Here is a 21,042-nt window from a genome sequence, read left to right on the forward strand (position 1 = left end):
CATTCCGACAAATCCGACCAACAACCTTCAGTTAATCCCGGTTTTGCCGACAGATTTATAGCACTAAGCCATCGCGCTCACTTGTCAGCCCGTTCGCCATGATGCAACCTTGCGACACGCGATTTAACGATGGGCTCCTTGCCCATGCGCGACCGTACTCTTAAAGCGAGTTCCTTCATGAAAAGCCAACCTGATGCTGCCGGAAGACCGGCGGCCGAGGTCGTGACGCAGCTGCCGGTGCCCTCGCGGCTCGGCATGCTGCGTTTCGAGCGGCTTAATGAAGCCAGTTGGGCCATGCTTTATCTGGACCCCAACTGCGAAAAGCACTTCAGCATGCCAGCGATGGAGCTGTGCGCGCTGATCGGCTCGCCTTACGCCAGCCTGATGGAGCCTGAAGCGCGCTATCAACTGCACGACGCGGTGCAGATGCAGTTGGCGAGCAATACCCATTATCTGATCCGCTACACCTTGCACACGCTGCGCGGTCCTCTGGGCCTGCTCGAGATCGGCGAAGGCTATAAGCAACATAACCGGCACTTGCTGCGCGGCTACCTGATGGTGGTCGATGAAGTCTTCGACGCCAGCGAGCTGGCTTTTAGCCCGGACCTGGAAGTGCAGAATTCGCGCCTGCAAATCGCTTTGGAGCTGAACCAGCGCGCTCAGCACGAGCAGCTGCAGCATCTGGAGCGCGTGCGCGCACAACAGAGCCTGATTCTGCGCCTGGCGCGCCATCGCTACAGCTCCAACAATTCGTTGCAAGAAGCGGCCGAACTGATCACCAAAAGCGCCTGCGAGATTTACGACATCGACCGCGCCGCGATCTGGAATCTCAACGGCAAGACGCTGGAACCCATTGCCGAATACCGGCGCGAAACGGATCAGTACCACAAGCCCGCGCCGATCGACATCAGCTGTTACCCCAGCTATCTGGAAGCCTTGCACACCAGTCGCGCCATCGATGCCAACGACGTGCAGCTCGACCCGCGCACGCGCGAACTGGCCCAGAGCCTGGGCCCTCGTGACATCAACGCCATCCTCGACGCCAGTATCCGCATAGATGGCCAGGTGGTCGGCGTGTTGTGCCTTGAGCAAACCGGCACGCCGCGGGACTGGCAGTCCGATGAAATTGCGTTCGCTGGGGAGCTGGCCGACCAGTTTGCCCAGGCGATCAATAACCACAACCGCCGCACCGCCACCAACGCCCTGCACCTGTTTCAGCGCGCCGTGGAGCAAAGTGCGAACGCCTTCCTGCTGGTCAATTGCGACGGCGTCGTGGAGTACGTCAACCCAAGCTTCACCGAGATCACCCAGTACACCGCTGATGAAGTCCACGGGCATCGCTTGTCGGAACTGCCAGCACTGGAAAACCTCGGTTCGCTGCTGCTCGACGCCAATTCAAGCCTGGCGAGCGGCAATAGCTGGCAGGGCGAATTCAAGAGCCGGCGCAAGAACCTCGAACCCTACTGGGGCCAGCTGTCGATCTCCAAGGTGTACGGCGATAACCGCGAGCTGACCCATTACATCGGCATCTACGAAGACATCACCCAGGCCAAGCTCTCGCAACAGCGCATCGAGCGGCTGGCATACACCGACAACCTGACCAATCTGGGCAACCGCCCGGCGTTCATTCGCACGCTCGACGAGCACTTCGCGCGCGACGTGGAGACGCCGATCAGCCTGCTGCTGGTGGACATCGACAATTTCAAGCGCATCAACGACAGCCTCGGCCACCAGACCGGTGACAAACTGCTGATCAGCCTGGCCCGGCGTCTGCGCAACAGCCTCAGCCCGACCGGCATTCTGGCGCGCTTCGCCAGTAACGAGTTCGCCGTGCTGCTGGACGATACCGGCCCGGAGGAAGGCCAGCGCATTGCCAGTCAGGTGCTGACAACGCTGGACAAGCCGATGTTCGTCGACAACCAGTTGATCAGCGTCACCGGCTCGGTTGGCCTTGCGTGCGCGCCCATCCATGGCCGCGACCCGCAGACACTGATGAAGAACGCCGGCCTTGCGCTGCACAAGGCCAAGGCCAACGGCAAGCACCAGGTGCAAGTGTTCACCGAGGCGCTGAACGCCGAGGCCAGCTACAAACTGTTCGTCGAAAACAACCTGCGCCGCGCGCTGACTCAGAACGAACTCGAGGTCTTCTATCAGCCCAAGCTGTGCCTGCGAACAGGTCGCCTTCTGGGCATGGAGGCGCTGCTGCGCTGGAATCATCCCGAGAAAGGCATGATCCGTCCGGACCAGTTCATCAGCGTGGCCGAAGAGACCGGGCTGATCATTCCGATCGGCAAATGGGTGGCGCGCCAGTCCTGCCGCATGAGCAAGCAACTGACCGCCGCCGGTTACGGCAAACTGCATGTGGCCATCAACGTATCGCCCAAACAGTTTTCGGACCCGGAGCTGGTCGACTCGCTCGCCAACATTCTGCGCGAGGAGCAACTCGATCCGTCGCTGCTTGAACTGGAGCTGACCGAGGGCCTGCTGCTGGAGGCCACCGAAGACACGCGCCTGCAACTGGAGTCGTTGAAAACCCTCGGCCTGACCCTGGCGATGGACGACTTCGGCACCGGCTATTCGTCGTTCAGTTACCTGAAGAAATTCCCCATCGACGTGATCAAGATCGATCGTAGCTTCATCCGCGATATCCCGGATGATCAGGACGACATGGAAATCACGTCGGCGGTGATCGCCATGGCGCACAACCTCAAGCTGACGGTGGTCGCCGAAGGGATCGAAACCGCCGAGCAGCTGGCCTTTCTGCGTCGCCATCGTTGCGATGTGGGTCAGGGCTACCTGTTCGACAAGCCAATTCCAGGTGAGGACCTGATCAACGCCCTCAGGCGTTATCCACGCGGTCCTGCAGCCTGAGGCCTTCCCCACGCACTTGTGGTACGGCACACTTGCCGCCCTGCATTGTATCCGCTGAAACTGACCCCATATCTGCCATTCACTGACAAACCCTGTCGGTTGTCCTGCCCCCAGAGAGGATTTGCCTCATGGTCTTGCGCTCGGAAATTCTTGTGAACAAAAACGAACTCCCTACCGCCCAGCAGGCTTTGCCGGGCCGTGAAACCCCGATGGCTTTGCCAGAAACCCACTTCGTCAACGGCCGTCCACTGCTGGGACCGTTCTTCGAAAACGTCGAATTCGCGATTTTCGGCCTGGGCTGCTTCTGGGGCGCCGAGCGTCGCTTCTGGCAACGTGAAGGCGTGGTCAGCACGGTCGTCGGCTACGCGGGCGGCTTCACACCCAACCCGACCTATGAAGAAGTCTGCTCCGGCCTGACCGGCCACAGCGAAGTCGTATTAGTGGTGTACGAGCCGGAAAAAGTCAGCTACGAAGCGCTGCTGGCGATGTTCTGGGAACTGCACAATCCAACTCAGGGCATGCGCCAAGGCAACGACATCGGCACGCAATACCGCTCGGTGATCTATGCCACCACCCCGGAGCAACTGGCCGCAGCCAAGGCCAGCGCCGAGGTGTTTCAGGCTGAATTGACCAAGGCCGGCCACGGCACCATCACCACAGAAATCGACCAGGCCCCAACCGTGTACTTCGCCGAGGCGTACCACCAGCAATACCTGGCGAAGAATCCACAGGGCTATTGCGGCATTGGCGGCACGGGCGTTTGCATGCCCGCTTCGTTAAATCCTTGAAACGCTGAAAGCCAGATAAAGGCTTAGAACTTTCAGTCTGCCATGGCGGTAATGGGTCGCGCTTCGCCGCAGACTGAAAGTTTAAAGCTCCTGCCTATTCGAAATTAGAACGTTCAATTCAATCGCGAAGGAATCTAATCCTACTTCGACGGCATGACTACGCTGATCAATACCTGACATGGAGATCAATGTAATGACTAAGCAAAGTCACACCTCAGACCAGAAAGCGGTACCTGACCCGGCGTTTGTAAGCGATGTCGAGAGTGGCAATGAATATATTACTCAGCTCTTGGTCCTGCCAGACAAGAGCATCATCATGAGCATTGATTCCGGTGGCACTGTGCCTTCGCGCTACTGCAAGACAGACTCGGAGGGGCAAGTTGATTCGAGTTTCGGCAAAGAAGGTTATCTGACGCTTCCCTTCGATCCTGATGTAAACCCCTTTCTGACAACTGGCCTGCACAGTTTGCCCGGTACTGGAAAAGTGTTGATTCGGTTGCTGGTAAGGTTGACCTCCAATGATAATGGAGTTCCGGTCACCGTTCCTGCAACGGCCCGTATTTCAGAAGATGGAACGCTGGATGAAAGTTATGGGAAGGGCGGAGTGCAGCACTACCTCCTGCCATTTGAAGATAATAAAAAGCTGAGCGATGCGTTAGCCCCATTGGACCGTTACTCAGCGCAAAATGAGGGTATACAAAATAGGTGTGACTGGGGCGGCTTCATTCCTCTTGCAGAGGGCGGATGCTTTATAGCAGCCGAAACTTTCCAATTAGGTACAGAGCCGTGGAATTACAAACTCCACACCTATTTAATAAAACTTACAGAATCGGGCGAACTTGATACCGCGTTCAACGAACAGGGCTACGTCAGACTGATGCCCGAGAAAAGATGGTTTCCAACCGGACTTCACCTTGCTTCACCAGAAGGCGATTCGTTTATTGTGAGTGGCGAGGTGCCCGCAACCGCTGAAGTGCGTGAAGGAGAAAGTTTCGTCATTAAAGTCGACAGCAGTGGCAACCTCGACCACAGTTTCGCAGAGGATGGCTATTTCAAAAAATTCACCGAAGTCGGCTATTTTCCTTGTCAACGGATGATTCCGGTAAAAGAGAACCTCATCATTGTGGGTAACGTGGCGGGAGGCATCTTCCTGGCGTCTTTGAACAACCAAGGGGAAATACCTGATGAGTTCAATGGCGGAGAAATAAAAATCATCTATCCCGAGACAGGGCCTGACCTGCCCTTATCTGACGCTTTTTTAGACTCTGAAGACAGAATTGTCGTCTGTGGACGTTATTTGACCCCATTTGGAGAGCCTAACTTTGGCATGATCGGGCGCTTTGATGCGGAGTCAGGTGAACCTGATCCCGGATTCGGCGATAAATACGGCTTGGCGAATGTGGAGGGAGCGGGATGGTGTACCGCAGGTGCATTGCAGGAGAGCAACTACTTATTCGGTATCAGACGTACCCTCGATGGCGGCACAGTGGTCCGATGGCTAGCTGACTCACAAACCTAGCCGCCGCGCCTGTCTACCAACCCCATCAGCCCGCCTCGAACCACCGAGAAGTTCGAGGCGGGCTTTGGCCTTCGCACATCACGTGAATCAACTCTCCGCTATCAACCAATCCATCTTCCAGTCACCCTGAGTCTGACCCAGCTTCTCGGCCAGCCACGGCAGTAGCTCGCGTAGCTCTTCTTCCAGGCCCCATGGCGGATTGGCGATCGCAAGCCCGGAGCCGTTGAGGCTGTTGGGCGTTTCCAGCGGATGCACCAGCAGCTCCACGCGCAACAGCTTCGGCGCGCCGGTTTCGGCGAGGTCCTGATAGAAGCGTTTCAGGGCGCGCTGGTCTTTGACCGGATACCAGATGGCGGCGACAGTCTGGCGCATGCGCGCGATGGCCTCCTTGAGCGCAACGGAGCAACGCTTCATCTCGTCCAGTTGCTCGAAAGGCGGATCAATGAGCATGACCGCGCGCTTTTCCTGAACCGGCAGCAGCGCCCGGGGCACATACCAGCCCTCACCCAGATGCACCGCGACGCGACGGTCGTATTTCATGTTGTCTTTGAGCAGCGCGCCATCTTCGGGGTGCTTTTCGTTGAGCAGCACACGGTCCTGCTCACGGGTCAGGCGACGCGCCAACTCCGGGGAGCCGGGGTAGTAACGCAGCTCACCGGTCTTGCGGTTCATGTGACGAATGACGTCCATGTAACCCGCGGCCATCGGCGGCACGTCTTCGGCATCCCACAGACGGCCGATGCCTTCGATCCATTCACCGGTACGTGTCGCCTGATCGCCCTGCAGGTCGTACAGCCCCAGGCCAGCATGGGTGTCGAGATAGGCAAAAGGCTGCTCTTTGCGCGACATCAGCGCGATCAATCGAGTCAGGACGATGTGTTTGAAAACGTCGGCGTGGTTGCCGGCGTGGAAGGCGTGACGGTAGTTCATGGCGGCTCCTGGAAGGCTGCGGAGTTTACCAAAACAGCCGCCGTCGCGCAGACCGCTCATTCCCTTCGGCACACGGGGCACCCAAATGGCAGGCAAAAAAATCCCCGGTTAAGCCGTTACAAAACCGGGGCTGAGGCACTTGCGCAGGCTAGAGGGTGACCAAACCATGACCTGCGCAATTTTGAATGAGGCCATTATGCCGAATTAACTAAACAGTTACATAGCCGAAAACGACACCGTTGTGCGTATGCCAGACATTGCCGACGACAGGTATTGCCGAGCCCATCGGGCCCCACCAGAATCGAATCATTCCCAATAAAAGGAGCCAACGTCATGATGCATGCGGACCTGATCGACCAGGACGATCTCATCGGCCAACTCAGATCCATCGGCTTTGAAACGCCCTCCGGCGCCAGCGCCGAACAGGCGTGCGCCCAAGCCGTCTGCGGTCTGACCGAAGACCGCGCCCGAGCGCTGCGACAATTGGTGGAAAGAATGCTCAGCGGCAGTGCGACCATCCTCCCGGCGGTGCGTCAGGCGATTGATCAGCAGCTGTTGCCGGCGCTGGCGACTTATAACAAGGCCCGCCCCGAGGCGTAATTCTGTCGGAGCGCGCTTGCCCGCGATGGAGGTTGCCTGCACCGATGTGTCGATTGACACGCCGCAATCGCGGGCAAGCGCGCTCCTACAGCACGCACATAATGCGTGAGCCAGTCACAACCTCACACTCGCAAACGTCGACTCGTTACGCGCCTGGCTCAGTGCAGACAGCGGGCCCGACAGCGGCGCAAGCACCATCGCTTGCGGGATCGGCATCATCGCCACTTGCTGTGCCGTGTTGGAGCCGACGCGTTCGTCACGCGGTGGAATGCCGAAATATTCGCGGTAGCACTTGGAGAAGTGCGGCGTGGAAACGAAGCCGCAGACCGACGCCACTTCGATGATCGACATCGGCGTTTGCTTGAGCAGCTGACGCGCGCGGATCAGGCGCAGCTTGAGGTAGTAGCGTGACGGCGAACAGTGCAGGTATTTCTGGAACAGCCTTTCCAGCTGACGCCTGGACACCGAGACATACACCGCGAGCTCGTCGAGGTCGATCGGCTCCTCAAGGTTCGCCTCCATCAGGGCGACGATCTCCTGAAGCTTCGGCTGATTAGTGCCGAGCATGTGTTTGAGCGGCACGCGCTGATGATCCTGCTCATTACGGATACGCTCGTAGACGAACATTTCCGAGATTGCAGCGGACAGTTCACGCCCGTGATCGCGGCTGATCAGGTGCAGCATCATGTCCAGCGGCGCCGTGCCGCCCGAACTGGTGAAGCGGTTGCGATCGAGGGTGAACAGGCGAGTGCTCATGGCCACGCGCGGGAAAGCTTCCTGCATCGCGGCCAGACATTCCCAGTGCACGCTGCAATCGAAACCATCGAGCAGGCCCGCGCAGGCCAGTGCCCAGCTGCCGGTGCACACAGCGCCAAGGCGGCGGGATTGACGCGCCTGACTCTGCAGCCAGCTCACATGTTCGCGCGTGACCGTGCGCTGAATGCCGACGCCGCCGCAGACGATTACGGTGTCGAGCACCGGCGCCTTGTGCATGGCCGCGTCAGGGGTGATTTGCAGGCCGTCACTGGCCCAGACCTGGCCGCCGTCGACGCTCAGTGTGGTCCAGCGATACAGCTCACGGCCAGAAAGCTGGTTAGCCATACGCAGTGGCTCAACCGCTGATGCAAGGGAAATGAGTGTGAAATTGTCCAGCAGCAAAAAGCCGATGGATTGAGGCGCACGGTTCTGGGGTTGTGCCCCGGAGTTGAACGAAGTCATCACGGTATCTCCTCACACGAAAAGCGGTTGATGGCCCCAAGAAGAGGCTCTTGTTGTTTGCTCTCATCAGTGGAGAGCTTTGTTATTGCAACGCAAATGCCATGCCTAAACTTGAATGCGCATTCAATAAACCCTGATTGCGACGTCGCGATGCGTCTATTCGGGAGCGACATGAGCGTTCGATTAGCGACCTGCTGAACGCAAGGCCTTGTAAACAGTGGGCGGGCTGAGCAATTCAGTAGCACTTTTGTGAAGTGCCCAAATGCCAGCACCAGCTGGAGTGTCACCGCATGCACAGGTGACAGGCGGCGCAGCGGATAACGCAGGTGCGGCATGGCTTTGCGCCATGTCCAGCGGCCTCCGCGCCAAAAGGTAGCGGCGGGATCGAAACGTGAGCGAAAAGCGAGCAGCGCCATTTTGCGAGGATGCTTTGCCCCCATGATCGGCGACGGGCACGAGCCCTTCGTGAGCAAGCTCACTCCCACAGGTTAGGCGGGTCGGTAGGCCGTGGCTCGGACGCACGTCCTGTAGGAGCGCGCTTGCCCGCGAAGGCTGATTTCCAGACGCTGCATCTCCACAGCATGCACCGGCCTCTTCCCGGCTGAAGCCGGTCCTACAGACGCTGCAAGTTTTTCGTAGGACCGGCTTCAGCCGGGAAGGCGTCGGGTATTACGCCGCTGATCAAGGGGGGGGATTAAAGACAGTTGGCTCACTCCCATGGGTTGGCCGTTGCCAGTCATCGTGACTACGACGCAAACCCTGTGGGAGTGAGCTTGCTCACGAAGGCGTCAGATCAGGTGCCGCCGAATCAACGCCTCAACACTCAACCGCACTGACCGCCAATCCGCCGCGCGAGGTTTCTTTGTACTTGTCGTGCATGTCCGCGCCGGTGTCGCGCATGGTGCGGATGACGCGATCCAGGGAAATGAAGTGCTTACCGTCCCCGCGTAACGCCATCTGCGCAGCGTTGATGGCTTTCACGGCAGCAATCGCGTTGCGTTCGATACAGGGCACCTGAACCAGACCGCCAACCGGATCGCAGGTCAGGCCAAGGTTGTGTTCCAGACCGATCTCGGCGGCGTTGCACAGTTGCTCGGGAGTGGCCCCGAGGATATCCGCCAGCCCCGCGGCTGCCATGGCGCATGCCGACCCGACCTCGCCCTGACAGCCGACTTCAGCTCCGGAAATGGAGGCGTTCTTTTTGCAGAGAATGCCGATCGCCGCCGCGCCGAGGAAGTAATCCACCACGTTCGCTTCACTGACTTCATCACTGAACTTAACGAAGTAATGCAGCACGGCCGGAATGATCCCCGCTGCGCCGTTGGTGGGCGCCGTCACCATGCGCCCGCCTGCAGCGTTTTCTTCGTTGACCGCCAGGGCGAACAGGTTGACCCACTCCATTGCGCTCAACGTCGAGCCAATGACATTGGGTTTATTGAGTTCCTGAAGACTGCGATGCAGACGTGCCGCTCGACGGCGTACATTCAGCCCGCCTGGCAGGATGCCCTCTTCTTTCAGGCCATGCTCGACGCAATCCTGCATGGCCTTCCACAAGCGCATCAGGCCGGCGCGGATCTCCTCTTCACTGCGCCAGACCTTTTCGTTGGCCATCATCAATTCCGACACGCGCAGATTATTTGTCTCGCACAGCATCAGCAGCTCATCAGCGCTGGAAAAGTCGTAGGGCAGTACCGTGTTGTCGGCATCGAGAATGCCACTGGCGGCCTGCGCCTCGTCAACGACAAACCCTCCGCCGACCGAGTAATACGTGTCGCGAAACGCCTCACCACGTGCATCGAATGCAATTAGCGTCATGGCGTTGGGGTGATACGGCAGGTTTTCGTCGAGCAGCAACATGTCGCGCTGCCACACGAAGGCGACCGGATGATCGCCGTTGAGCATCAGCGTGTCTGTTTCGCGCAGCTCTGCGATGCGCTGGCCGATCTGCGATGGATCGATTGCGTCAGGCCACTCGCCCATCAGCCCCATGATCACTGCGTTGTCGCTGCCGTGACCGACGCCGGTTGCCGACAACGAGCCATACAACTGCACTTCGATGCGCGTGACCGACGCCAGCTGGCCACGCTCACGCAGCCCTTGCACGAATAACGCCGCTGCACGCATCGGCCCCACGGTGTGAGAACTGGAGGGCCCGATACCGATCTTGAACAGGTCGAAAACGCTGATAGCCATTAACCGCAAACCTCCGCAAAACAGGGTTCCCGGCGCGCCGCGCGGCCGGCGACGGAACTGCTACGCTGAAGCTGTCATCCGTCGAGATGGCGGCATCATCAGCCTTTTATCTCGAAGGGCGGCGTCTCACACCGACTCACTCATGTCCACGAACGTCGCCGCTGCACATGCGCGCGCAGGAGCCGACTCGCCAGAAAGAAGCCTCACTGTTTTCGACACTTTTTGCCGCATAGACACTCGAAAACCGGTCGGCGGGCGGGGAAAAAATCTGTAAGCGACGTCACTGACACTGGATACGACCCCCTATGTACTGGTTACGACGCACCCTGTAGGCGTTTGTTTTTCCCTGTTACATGATCGTTAACGACTCAATCGCCAGACGCAGTGATAGAGCTGTTTTCCCCCTTGACTCGCCGACACCAGAAAACGCGTCAGCCTCGGCTGATGACGAGAAGAAAACACCTAAGGAGTCCAACCATGAAAGGTTCACAAAAGCTGTTGCTGGGCGTTGTGCTGAGTCTGCCCGTTCTGGCTCAGGCCGCAGAGCCCGCCGCTTGCAAGATGGTCAATTTTTCTGACGTAGGCTGGACCGATATCACTGCGACGACCGCTGTCACCAGCGTGGTGCTGCAGTCGCTGGGTTACAAGACCAAAACCACCATGATTTCCGTGCCCGTGACCTACAAGTCGCTGGCCGATGGCAAGAACATGGACATCTTCCTCGGCAACTGGATGCCGACCATGGAAAACGACATCAAGGCCTATCGCGATGCCGGCACCGTTGAAACCGTCCGCGCCAACCTTGAAAACGCCAAATACACCCTCGCCGTTCCGCAAGCCCTCTACGACAAAGGCCTTCACGATTTCGCCGACATCGTCAAATTCAAGAAAGAGCTCGACGGCAAGATCTACGGCATCGAGCCTGGCAACGACGGCAACCGCCTGATCCAGAGCATGATCGACAAGAATGCCTTCGGCTTGAAAGACGCAGGCTTCAAGGTCGTGGAATCCAGCGAAGCGGGCATGCTGTCGCAAGTCGACCGCGCCACCAAACGCAACACCGACGTCGTGTTCCTGGGCTGGGAACCGCACCCGATGAACACCCGGTTCAAAATCCAGTACCTGACCGGTGGCGACGATTTCTTCGGCCCCAACTTCGGCCAGGCGACGGTCTACACCAACGTGCGCAAGGGCTACACCACCGAGTGCGCCAACGTTGGCCAACTGCTGAAAAATCTGTCCTTCACCTTGCCGATGGAAAGCTCCCTGATGGGCAACATTCTGGACGACAAGATGAAGCCTGATGCCGCAGCCAAGGCATGGCTGAAGAAGAACCCACAAGTACTCGACACCTGGCTGGCAGGTGTGACCACAGTGGACGGTAAACCTGGCCTGGAGGCCGCAAAAGCCGAGCTGACGAAGTAACTCGACACGCAGGCGGGTACGCCCGCCTGTTGTCCTCATTTCATCCCGCACGCGGACAACCGATATCATGCTGACTGATCACAAAATCCCCCTAGGCCAGTACATTGCAGGCTTCGTTGACTGGCTGACGCAACATGGCGCCAGCACGTTCGACGCCATCGCATCGTCGCTGGAAACCATGATCCACGGACTGACCTCGGGTCTGACCTGGTTCAACCCCTTCGTCTTGATCGGCCTGATAGCTCTGCTTGCCCATTACATCCAGCGCAAATGGGGCCTGACCGCCTTTGTCGTCATTTCCTTCCTGCTGATCCTGAACCTGGGTTATTGGCAGGAAACCATGGAGACCCTCGCGCAAGTGCTGTTCGCGACCCTGGTCTGCGTGGTCATCGGTGTGCCGCTGGGCATTGTTGCCGCGCACAAGCCGATGTTTTACACCTGCATGCGCCCGATCCTGGACCTGATGCAGACTGTCCCGACTTTCGTGTACCTGATCCCTACCCTGACCCTCTTCGGGCTCGGTGTGGTTCCTGGTCTGATTTCCACGGTGGTGTTCGCGATTGCCGCACCGATCCGTCTGACCTATCTGGGCATCTGCGACGTACCGCAGGAATTGCTCGACGCCGGCAAAGCCTTCGGCTGCTCCCGTCGTCAACTGCTTTCCCGAATCGAACTGCCTCACGCCATGCCCAGCATTGCGGCCGGTATCACTCAGTGCATCATGCTGTCGTTGTCGATGGTGGTGATTGCGGCACTGGTGGGCGCCGATGGCTTGGGCAAACCTGTGGTCAACGCACTGAACACTGCTGATATCGCACTGGGCTTCGAAGCAGGCCTTGCGATCGTATTGCTGGCGATCATGCTCGACCGTATCTGCAAACAACCCGACGCTAAAGTGAGGGCCGACGCATGAGCATCATCAAATTCGACCAGGTAGACGTCGTCTTCTCCAAAGACCCGCGTGAGGCTCTCAAGCTGCTGGATCAGGGCCTGACGCGGCCAGAAATCCTGAAGAAGACCGGACAGATCGTTGGCGTCGAAAAAGCCAGCCTGGAAATCAACAAGGGCGAGATCTGCGTGCTGATGGGCTTGTCCGGGTCGGGCAAATCCAGTCTGCTGCGCTGCATCAACGGCTTGAACACCGTCAGCCGCGGCTCGCTGTTCGTGGAGCACGAAGGCAAACAGATCAACATCGCCAACTGCACACCCGCCGAACTGAAAATGATGCGCACCAAGCGTATCGCCATGGTGTTCCAGAAGTTCGCCCTGATGCCGTGGCTGACGGTTCGCGAGAACATCAGCTTCGGTCTGGAAATGCAGGGCCGTCCCGAGAAAGAACGCCGCCAGCTGGTTGACGAGAAACTCGAACTGGTCGGCCTGACCCAATGGCGCAACAAGAAGCCCGACGAGCTCTCCGGCGGCATGCAGCAGCGCGTCGGTCTGGCCCGTGCGCTGGCGATGGACGCCGACATTCTGCTGATGGACGAGCCGTTCTCCGCGCTCGACCCGTTGATCCGCCAAGGCCTGCAGGACGAGCTGCTGGCACTGCAGAAGAAACTGAGCAAGACCATCGTGTTCGTGAGCCACGACCTGGACGAAGCGCTCAAGCTCGGCACGCGCATCGCGATCATGAAAGATGGCCGGATCATCCAGTACAGCGTGCCGGAAGAAATCGTGCTCAACCCGGCGGACGAATATGTGCGTACGTTCGTGGCCCACACCAACCCGCTCAACGTGCTGTGCGGCCGCAGCCTGATGCGCCCGATCAACGATTGCACGCGCATCAACGGCTCCCAGGTCTGCCTGGATCCGGGCGACGATTCCTGGATCGACCTGGCCGACGGCAACACCATCAAGGGCCTGCATCAGCACGGCGCGGCTGTTGATCTGCAAAGCTGGGAACCGGGGCAGTCCGTGGAAAACCTGGGCCGCAAACCGACGGTCGTGCATTCGGACATCGGCATGCGCGAGGCGCTGCAGATCCGCTACCACACCGGCAACAAACTGGTGCTGCAAGAGAACAACCAGCTGGTCGGCATCCTGGGCGACAGCGAGCTGTACCACGCCTTGCTTGGCAAGAATCACGGTTGATCGCGACACACGCTTAACGCAATACCTCTAGCAGATCTGATCTGATCGTTCCCACGCTCCGCGTGGGAATGCATCTCGGGACGCTCCGCGTCCAACGGTATGACGCGGAGCGTCAGGGGCGGGATTCCCACGCAGAGCGTGGGGAACGATCAGCACAGATGATCGACTTCGGCCTCGCAGACGCTGCCATTCACAACCTTTCCGCACGCCCATGGTTTTTTGTTGATTGAACGTTCAATTAAAAAGCACTAGACTGGAGGCCGTTTTTCAGTCCTTCACGATCACCCGGCGAGCCAAGGAGACTCACAGATGCCCAAGGTCGGTATGCAACCCATACGCCGTCAACAGCTGATTCAGGCCACCCTTTCGGCGGTCGATCAGGTCGGCATGGGCGACGCCAGCATTGCACTGATCGCCAAGCTGGCGGGCGTCTCCAACGGCATCATCAGTCACTACTTTCAGGACAAGAACGGCCTGATCGCAGCGACCATGCGCCATCTGATGAACGCGCTGATCATCAATGTCGCCGAGCGTCGTCAGGCGCTGACCGATGACAGCCCCCGCGCTCATCTGAAGGTGATCATCGAAGGCAACTTCGACGCCAGTCAGGTCAACGGACCGGCAATGAAAACCTGGCTCGCCTTCTGGGCAACCAGCATGCATTCGCCTTCGCTGCACCGCTTGCAACGCATCAACGATCACCGCCTGTATTCAAACCTGTGCTGCCAGTTCCGCCGCGTCCTGCCACTGGATGACGCACGCACCGCAGCACGCGGCCTGGCAGCGCTCATCGACGGTTTGTGGCTGCGCGGCGCGCTGTCGGGCGATGCGTTCGATACCGGACAGGCGCAACAGATCGCCTACGAATACATGGATTTGCAACTGGCAAAAGCGGCGCGCTGCTCCTGACAGAGACGGCGGCCGCCGAACAGCGATCGGCACTGCGCACGGCGCACCCGCTCAACGCCCATCACAGACAACTGCGAGGACTTTATGGCCCGTTTCGAATTGCAAAAACTCTACATTGACGGTGGTTACGTCGACGCCAGCAGCGACGCGACCTTTGAAGCCATCAACCCCGCCAACGGCGAAGTCCTTGCCAAGGTTCAGCGCGCGACCGAAGCCGACGTCGAGCGCGCTGTGGTCAGCGCCGAGAAAGGCCAGAAGATCTGGGCCGCCATGACCGCCATGGAGCGTTCGCGCATCCTGCGCCGTGCGGTTGACATCCTGCGCGAGCGCAACGACGAACTGGCCGCGCTGGAAACGCTGGACACTGGCAAATCCATTTCCGAAACCAAATACGTCGACATCGTTACCGGCGCTGACGTGCTTGAGTACTATGCCGGTCTGGTCCCGGCCATCGAAGGTGAGCAGATTCCGCTGCGCGACACTTCGTTCGTCTACACCCGCCGCGAACCACTGGGTGTGACCGTCGGCATCGGCGCGTGGAACTACCCGATCCAGATCGCCTTGTGGAAATCCGCGCCTGCGCTGGCGGCCGGTAACGCAATGATCTTCAAACCCAGCGAGGTCACCTCGCTCACGACCCTGAAACTGGCCGAAATCTACACCGAAGCAGGCGTTCCAGACGGCGTCTTCAACGTCCTGACCGGCAGCGGCCGCGAAGTCGGCACCTGGCTGACCGAGCACCCGCGCATCGAGAAGATTTCGTTCACTGGCGGGACCGATACCGGCAAGAAAGTGATGGCCAGCGCCTCCAGCTCCTCACTCAAGGAAGTGACGATGGAGCTGGGCGGCAAATCGCCGCTGATCATTTTCGAGGACGCCGATCTGGATCGCGCCGCGGATATCGCGATGATGGCCAACTTCTACAGCTCCGGTCAGGTCTGCACCAATGGCACTCGGGTATTCGTGCCGAGCGCGTTGAAGTCCGCCTTCGAAGCCAAAATCATCGAACGCGTCAGGCGCATCCGCGTCGGCAACCCGCAGGACGACAACACCAACTTTGGCCCACTGGTGAGCTTTGCGCACATGGAAAGCGTGTTGGGCTACATCGCCAAAGGCAAGGAAGAAGGCGCCCGTCTGTTGATCGGCGGCGATCGCCTGACCGAGGGCGAGTTCGGCAAAGGCGCCTTCGTCGCCCCGACCGTTTTCACCGATTGCCGCGACGACATGACCATCGTCAAAGAAGAAATCTTCGGCCCGGTCATGAGCATTCTGAGCTACGACACCGAGGAAGAAGTGATTCGCCGCGCCAACGACACCGATTTCGGCCTTGCCGCCGGCATCGTGACGCGAGACCTGAACCGCGCTCATCGCGTGATTCATCAGCTCGAAGCCGGTATCTGCTGGATCAACGCCTGGGGCGAGTCCGACGCGAAGATGCCGGTCGGCGGCTACAAACAGTCGGGCGTGGGCCGCGAAAACGGGATCAGCTCGTTGGCGCAGTACACCCGGATCAAATCGGTACAGGTCGAGCTGGGCGATTACGCCTCGGTGTTCTGACCCGCCTCACTCCTACAGTCGAACGCAATCACTGTAGGAGTGAGCTTGCTCGCGATGGCGTCGGTGCATCTTGCATCTCTGCCGACTGATCCGCCGCTATCGCGAGCAAGCCCACTCCTACAGGCCCAGAGGACAGTTCGGCTAGCGCATTAGCATCGGGTGCAAGGGGTCGAGCATGCCTATTGCTCCCCCCTGCTTCTCTCGACCGCCCACTTTCTGAAGAGGGAGCATCTTCAATGTCCCAAGAATTCGATTACATCATCATCGGCGCAGGCTCGGCCGGTAACACACTGGCAGCCCGTCTCACCGAAGACGCCGGCGTCACTGTTCTGCTGCTCGAAGCGGGCGGCCCGGATTACCGCGCCGACTTCCGCACCCAGATGCCGGCCGCGCTGGCCTTCCCGCTGCAAGGCCGTCGCTACAACTGGGCATACGAAACCGAGCCAGAGCCGCACATGAACAACCGTCGCATGGAATGCGGCCGTGGCAAGGGCCTGGGTGGCTCGTCGCTGATCAACGGCATGTGCTACATCCGTGGCAATGCGATGGACTACGACGGCTGGGCGAAAAACCCAGGACTGGAAGACTGGTCCTATCTCGACTGCCTGCCGTACTTCCGCAAGGCGGAAACCCGCGACATCGGCGCCAATGATTTTCACGGTGGCGATGGCCCGGTCAGCGTGACCACGCCCAAAGCCGGCAACAATCCGCTGTTCGCGGCGATGGTCGAAGCGGGCGTGCAGGCGGGGTATCCGCGTACCGACGACCTCAACGGTTACCAGCAGGAAGGCTTCGGTCCGATGGATCGTACGGTCACGCCATTCGGCCGCCGCGCGAGTACGGCGCGCGGTTATCTGGACGAGGCCAAGAAGCGCTCGACCCTGACCATCGTCACCCATGCCCTGACCGACCGGATCCTGTTCGACGGCAAGCGCGCCGTAGGCGTGGCTTATCTGGTGGGCGACAGCGACACCCGCATTGAAGCCCGCGCGCGCAAGGAAGTCTTGCTGTGCGGCGGCGCGATCGCTTCGCCGCAGATTCTTCAGCGCTCCGGCGTGGGTCCCGCGGCGCTGCTGCAGAAGCTCGATATCCCTGTGGTTCACGACCTGCCGGGCGTTGGCGAGAACCTTCAGGACCATCTGGAGATGTACCTGCAATACGCCTGCAAAGAACCGGTTTCCCTGTACCCGTCGCTGCTGTGGTGGAACCAGCCTGCCATCGGTGCTGAATGGATGTTTCTGGGCAAGGGCATCGGCGCCAGCAACCAGTTCGAAGCCGGCGGGTTCATTCGCTCGCGCAAGGAGTTCGAGTGGCCAAACATTCAGTATCACTTCCTGCCCGTTGCGATTAATTACAACGGCAGCAAAGGCGTGCGTGAACACGGCTTTCAGGCCCACGTAGGCTCGATGCGCTCGCCGAGCCGCGGCCGTGTGCAACTGAAGTCGAAAAACCCGCGCGAGTATCCGAGCATCCTTTTCAACTACATGTCCACCGAGCAGGACTGGCAAGAATTTCGTGACGGCATCCGCCTGACCCGCGAAATCATGCAACAGCCTGCGCTGGACAAATATCGTGGTCGCGAAATCAGCCCGGGCATCGAGGTCCAGACCGATGAGCAGCTGGATAAATTCGTCCGCGAGCACGCCGAGACGGCGTATCACCCGTCCTGCTCCTGCAAGATGGGCAACGACGAGATGGCCGTGGTCGATGGTCAGGGCCGCGTGCATGGAATGGAAGGCCTGCGCGTAGTGGACGCCTCGATCATGCCGCTGATCACGACCGGCAACCTCAACGCGCCGACCATCATGATTGCCGAGAAGATCGCCGACAAAATCCGCGGCCGCGCGCCTTTGCCGCGCAGCACCGCGAAGTACTACGTGGCAGGCGATGCGCCGGTGCGTGGCACGCCGATGCGGGAGATTGGCCACACAGCCTGAGGACGACGCGCACTCGTAGGAGTGTGGCTTGTCCCGCGATCGGCGGGGAACCCGTCGTAAAATCGGCAAACTCGGTGTACCCGGAAAACCGCATTTGCAGAGTTTGCTGCCGGTTCCCGGCAGATCGCGGGACAAGCCACGCTCCTACAGTGCGGGAATTCACGTCCCGCCGCAGGGCTCAAGCGCGCTATGATTCGGACCGTTGCCTGTCCGAATCGCCAAGGAGCTTTCCTGCATGTTCGACTTTTCCGCTCACCTCAAGCAGCGGTTCGCAGCCCTGCGCAGCGGCGCTCAGTTTTTCTCTCTGCGTTACGTCAAACAGACCAGCCAACACCTCTCGGTGCGCAAGAACATCGCCGAACCGCCACAACTGAGCACCGACGAAGGCGCGATGCTGACGGTGCGCATCAATGGCGTCGAGGCGTACGCCGCCACCAACGACCTCTCGCAACGCGGCCTGCAGGCGGCTCTTGAGCGCGCCGAAAACCAGGCCCGGATGCTGGCCTCGCACGCCTTGCTCGATCTGAGCGACCAGCCTGTCGCCACCAGCTGCGCGGATTATCTTTCACCCAATCTGAACAGCGCCTTTCCATCGTTGAGCGACTGCTACGCATTGCTTGGCAGTGAGTCCGCCAACGTTCCGCATGACGAACGCCTGGTGAACTGGCAGGTCAGTCTGGGATTGGAAAACGTCGAGCAGATCTATCTCAACAGCGCCGGAGCGCAGATCCGTCAGGCGCACCGTTTTGTGTTTCCCGGGCTGAGCGTGACCGCATACGACGGCCAGGACAGCCAGACCCGCAGCCTGGGCCGCGAGAATTTCGGCCAGCAGGGCGGCGCGGAAGTCATCGACGCTTGCGGCATCATCGGTGCTGCGAGGCAGGTCGCCGATCAGGCGTTGCAACTGATCATGGCGCCCAACACGCCCACCGGCCCGCGTGATTTGCTGTTGCTGCCCGATCAGATGATCCTGCAGATTCACGAATCCATCGGCCATCCGCTGGAGCTGGACCGCATCCTGGGCGACGAGCGCAATTACGCGGGCACCAGCTTCGTCAACGTCAGCGATTTCGGCAGCCTGCAATATGGCTCCAGCCTGCTTAACGTGACGTTCGATCCCGACATTCCCGAACAGCTCGCCAGTTACGGGTACGACGACGATGGCACGCCCGCCAGCAAGCAATTTCTGATCAGGGACGGCATTCTCGAACGGCCGTTGGGTGGCGCGCTGTCGCAGTACAGATCCGGCATGGAAGGCGTCGCCAACAGCCGCGCGTGCAGCTGGAACCGCGCGCCGATCGATCGCATGGCCAACCTCAACATCGAGCCGGGCGACCATCCGATGGAGCAACTGGTGAGCGGCATCGAGCACGGCATTCTGATGAGCACCAATCGCTCCTGGTCGATCGATGATGCGCGAAACAAATTCCAGTTCGGCTGCGAATGGGGTCAGTTGATCGAGAACGGCGAGATCAAGGGTGTGGTGAAAAACCCGAACTACCGCGCCATTTCCGCGCAATTCTGGCGCAGCCTCAGCGCGGTCGGCGATGCGAGCACATCCAAGGTGCTCGGCACGCCGAACTGCGGCAAGGGCGAGCCCAATCAGGTGGTTCGCGTGGGCCACGCTTCGCCAGCCTGCGTATTCGCCAATGTCGACGTTTTCGGAGGTGACGCCTGATGTCCCATCAAGATCAATTCCATGCACTCGCCGACGGGTTGAGCGCTGCCATCACATCCGAAGAGCGCTTCACGCTCAGCTACAACGCCGAAGCGTCGGATTTCATCCGTTTCAACCACGGCAAGGTCAGGCAGGCGGGGCATGTGCAGCAGGCCAGCGTCTATTTCAAGCTGATCGCCAACGGTCGCCACGCCAATCTGGACCTGACGCTGTCAGGCGAAAGCGACGTGGATCAACAGCGTTTGAAGCAAGCGCTCGAGCAACTGCGCGAAACCCTGACGCTGCTGCCGCAAGATCCTTATCTGTCGCTCAACGACGAGCCGTGGCACAGCAGCAACGTGCAAGACACGCCGCTGCCGGACAGCGCGCAGGTGGTGGACCGCATTGCGCAACTCGGCGAAGGGCTCGATCTGGTCGGCATCTATGCGGCAGGTCCGATCTACCGGGGTTTCGCCAGTTCCAGCGGCGCGCTGGGCTGGCATCAGGCCAACAGCTTCAACTTCGACTGGTCCCTGTTTCATGAAAACGGCCAGGCGGTGAAAGCCAACTACGCCGGTCACCAATGGGACGACGAGGCATTTACCCGCCGCTTTGCGCTGGCCCGCGAGCAACTTGAATTTCTCGGTCGCCCGGCGCACAAGCTTGCGCCCGGCCAATACCGCGCCTATCTCGCTCCGGCTGCGCTGGAGGAAGTCATCGGCATGCTCTGCTGGGGCGGCTTTTCTGCCCAGTCGCTGGCCAACAAAACCAGTCCGCTGCAACGGTTGTACGACGCTCATGCCGCGTTGAGCCCTCTGGTGAGTCTGGACGAGCAGGTGACCGGGTCGTTGTCGCCGGCGTTTTCCGGCGAAGGGTATCGGCGCTCCGATCTGTCGCTGGTGGCGGATGGCATCGCCAGAGACCGGCTGATCGATTCCCGCAGCGCTGCCGAATATGGCCTTGTCGCCAACGGCGCAGGCTGGGGAGAGTCGCCCAGCGCGCTGAGCATGAACGGTGGCACCCTGGCGCTGGACGACGTGCTCAAGGCGCTTGGTACCGGGCTGTACATCAGCAACCTCTGGTACCTGAATTTCTCCGACCGCAACGCCGGGCGCATGACCGGTATGACCCGCTTTGCAACCTTTTGGGTCGAAGACGGCAAGATCAAGGCACCGGTCAGCACCATGCGGTTCGACGATAGTATCTTCAGCCTGCTGGGCGACTCGCTAGAACAATTGACGGCGCAAAGGGAACTCATCCTGTCGACGAGTACCTACAGTCAACGTCAGACAGCCTCGAATCTGCTGCCGGGAGCGTTGATCAGCAAGCTGACACTGACGCTGTAGC

At 59.7% G+C, this 21,042-nt stretch carries 15 protein-coding genes; 12 read left to right on the forward strand and 3 right to left on the reverse strand.

Going from position 1 to position 21,042, the window contains the following annotated elements; genetic code table 11:
- Nucleotides 1-177 precede the first annotated feature (177 nt).
- From AAGQ88_RS24465 to AAGQ88_RS24475, 3 genes are all read left to right on the forward strand, one after another.
- A complete protein-coding gene (locus AAGQ88_RS24465; protein ID WP_285426722.1) occupies nt 178-2,871 on the forward strand; it encodes an EAL domain-containing protein in 2,694 nt (897 codons plus the stop codon).
- Nucleotides 2,872-2,999: 128 nt separating this feature from the next.
- On the forward strand, nt 3,000-3,659 hold the full coding sequence (gene msrA, locus AAGQ88_RS24470; RefSeq protein ID WP_342653840.1) for a peptide-methionine (S)-S-oxide reductase MsrA: 660 nt from the start codon (nt 3,000-3,002) through the stop codon (nt 3,657-3,659).
- A gap of 193 nt (nt 3,660-3,852) precedes the next feature.
- A complete protein-coding gene (locus AAGQ88_RS24475) occupies nt 3,853-5,178 on the forward strand; it encodes a hypothetical protein (protein WP_342653841.1) in 1,326 nt (441 codons plus the stop codon).
- Between the two features lie 87 nt (nt 5,179-5,265).
- Here the strand turns inward: AAGQ88_RS24475 and rlmJ are convergent, their stop codons facing one another.
- Complete coding sequence (rlmJ, locus tag AAGQ88_RS24480) at nt 5,266-6,108, reverse strand: 23S rRNA (adenine(2030)-N(6))-methyltransferase RlmJ (protein WP_342653842.1); 843 nt, start codon at nt 6,106-6,108, stop codon at nt 5,266-5,268.
- A gap of 333 nt (nt 6,109-6,441) precedes the next feature.
- Here rlmJ and AAGQ88_RS24485 point away from each other — a divergent pair, with 333 nt between their 5' ends.
- Nucleotides 6,442-6,708, forward strand: a complete 267-nt coding sequence (locus AAGQ88_RS24485; protein ID WP_342653843.1) for a hypothetical protein — start codon at nt 6,442-6,444, stop codon at nt 6,706-6,708.
- Nucleotides 6,709-6,822: 114 nt separating this feature from the next.
- Here the strand turns inward: AAGQ88_RS24485 and AAGQ88_RS24490 are convergent, their stop codons facing one another.
- Complete coding sequence (locus tag AAGQ88_RS24490; RefSeq protein ID WP_093465236.1) at nt 6,823-7,926, reverse strand: GlxA family transcriptional regulator; 1,104 nt, start codon at nt 7,924-7,926, stop codon at nt 6,823-6,825.
- An 816-nt stretch (nt 7,927-8,742) separates the two neighbouring features.
- Complete coding sequence (locus AAGQ88_RS24495) at nt 8,743-10,119, reverse strand: L-serine ammonia-lyase (RefSeq protein WP_342653844.1); 1,377 nt, start codon at nt 10,117-10,119, stop codon at nt 8,743-8,745.
- Nucleotides 10,120-10,596: 477 nt separating this feature from the next.
- Between AAGQ88_RS24495 and AAGQ88_RS24500 the strand changes: the two genes are divergently transcribed.
- From AAGQ88_RS24500 to AAGQ88_RS24535, 8 genes are all read left to right on the forward strand, one after another.
- Entirely contained in the window at nt 10,597-11,544 is a 948-nt protein-coding gene (locus tag AAGQ88_RS24500; protein ID WP_285422656.1) for a choline ABC transporter substrate-binding protein, read from the forward strand.
- A gap of 64 nt (nt 11,545-11,608) precedes the next feature.
- Nucleotides 11,609-12,457, forward strand: a complete 849-nt coding sequence (gene choW, locus AAGQ88_RS24505; protein ID WP_177182163.1) for a choline ABC transporter permease subunit — start codon at nt 11,609-11,611, stop codon at nt 12,455-12,457.
- Nucleotides 12,454-13,635: a choline ABC transporter ATP-binding protein gene (choV, locus tag AAGQ88_RS24510; RefSeq protein WP_093465246.1), complete on the forward strand. Its 1,182-nt coding sequence runs from the start codon at nt 12,454-12,456 to the stop codon at nt 13,633-13,635. Before choW ends, choV begins: the two co-directional genes overlap by 4 nt.
- A gap of 309 nt (nt 13,636-13,944) precedes the next feature.
- Entirely contained in the window at nt 13,945-14,544 is a 600-nt protein-coding gene (gene betI / locus AAGQ88_RS24515) for a transcriptional regulator BetI (protein WP_093465249.1), read from the forward strand.
- A gap of 84 nt (nt 14,545-14,628) precedes the next feature.
- The gene (gene betB, locus AAGQ88_RS24520; protein ID WP_342653845.1) at nt 14,629-16,101 is read left to right on the forward strand and encodes a betaine-aldehyde dehydrogenase; all 1,473 of its coding nucleotides are present in this window, start codon (nt 14,629-14,631) and stop codon (nt 16,099-16,101) included.
- Nucleotides 16,102-16,337: 236 nt separating this feature from the next.
- The gene (gene betA / locus AAGQ88_RS24525; protein ID WP_342653846.1) at nt 16,338-18,038 is read left to right on the forward strand and encodes a choline dehydrogenase; all 1,701 of its coding nucleotides are present in this window, start codon (nt 16,338-16,340) and stop codon (nt 18,036-18,038) included.
- Nucleotides 18,039-18,273: 235 nt separating this feature from the next.
- A complete protein-coding gene (locus tag AAGQ88_RS24530; protein ID WP_342653847.1) occupies nt 18,274-19,716 on the forward strand; it encodes a TldD/PmbA family protein in 1,443 nt (480 codons plus the stop codon).
- Nucleotides 19,716-21,041: a TldD/PmbA family protein gene (locus tag AAGQ88_RS24535; RefSeq protein WP_342653848.1), complete on the forward strand. Its 1,326-nt coding sequence runs from the start codon at nt 19,716-19,718 to the stop codon at nt 21,039-21,041. Before AAGQ88_RS24530 ends, AAGQ88_RS24535 begins: the two co-directional genes overlap by 1 nt.
- Nucleotide 21,042 lies beyond the last annotated feature (1 nt).

Origin of the sequence: Pseudomonas sp. F3-2 (assembly GCF_038804275.1) — a bacterium.
In the GTDB taxonomy this organism is placed as follows: domain Bacteria; phylum Pseudomonadota; class Gammaproteobacteria; order Pseudomonadales; family Pseudomonadaceae; genus Aquipseudomonas.

Bases quoted from the DNA above. Each gene is read 5' to 3' on its own strand.
- AAGQ88_RS24475 (WP_342653841.1), top strand. From the start codon at position 3,853: ATGACTAAGCAAAGTCACACCTCAGACCAGAAAGCGGTACCTGACCCG.
- AAGQ88_RS24500 (WP_285422656.1), top strand. From the start codon at position 10,597: ATGAAAGGTTCACAAAAGCTGTTGCTGGGCGTTGTGCTGAGTCTGCCC.
- msrA (WP_342653840.1), top strand. From the start codon at position 3,000: ATGGTCTTGCGCTCGGAAATTCTTGTGAACAAAAACGAACTCCCTACC.
- AAGQ88_RS24465 (WP_285426722.1), top strand. From the start codon at position 178: ATGAAAAGCCAACCTGATGCTGCCGGAAGACCGGCGGCCGAGGTCGTG.
- rlmJ (WP_342653842.1), bottom strand. From the start codon at position 6,108: ATGAACTACCGTCACGCCTTCCACGCCGGCAACCACGCCGACGTTTTC.
- betI (WP_093465249.1), top strand. From the start codon at position 13,945: ATGCCCAAGGTCGGTATGCAACCCATACGCCGTCAACAGCTGATTCAG.
- AAGQ88_RS24495 (WP_342653844.1), bottom strand. From the start codon at position 10,119: ATGGCTATCAGCGTTTTCGACCTGTTCAAGATCGGTATCGGGCCCTCC.
- betA (WP_342653846.1), top strand. From the start codon at position 16,338: ATGTCCCAAGAATTCGATTACATCATCATCGGCGCAGGCTCGGCCGGT.
- AAGQ88_RS24490 (WP_093465236.1), bottom strand. From the start codon at position 7,926: ATGACTTCGTTCAACTCCGGGGCACAACCCCAGAACCGTGCGCCTCAA.
- AAGQ88_RS24530 (WP_342653847.1), top strand. From the start codon at position 18,274: ATGTTCGACTTTTCCGCTCACCTCAAGCAGCGGTTCGCAGCCCTGCGC.
- choV (WP_093465246.1), top strand. From the start codon at position 12,454: ATGAGCATCATCAAATTCGACCAGGTAGACGTCGTCTTCTCCAAAGAC.
- AAGQ88_RS24535 (WP_342653848.1), top strand. From the start codon at position 19,716: ATGTCCCATCAAGATCAATTCCATGCACTCGCCGACGGGTTGAGCGCT.
- AAGQ88_RS24485 (WP_342653843.1), top strand. From the start codon at position 6,442: ATGATGCATGCGGACCTGATCGACCAGGACGATCTCATCGGCCAACTC.
- betB (WP_342653845.1), top strand. From the start codon at position 14,629: ATGGCCCGTTTCGAATTGCAAAAACTCTACATTGACGGTGGTTACGTC.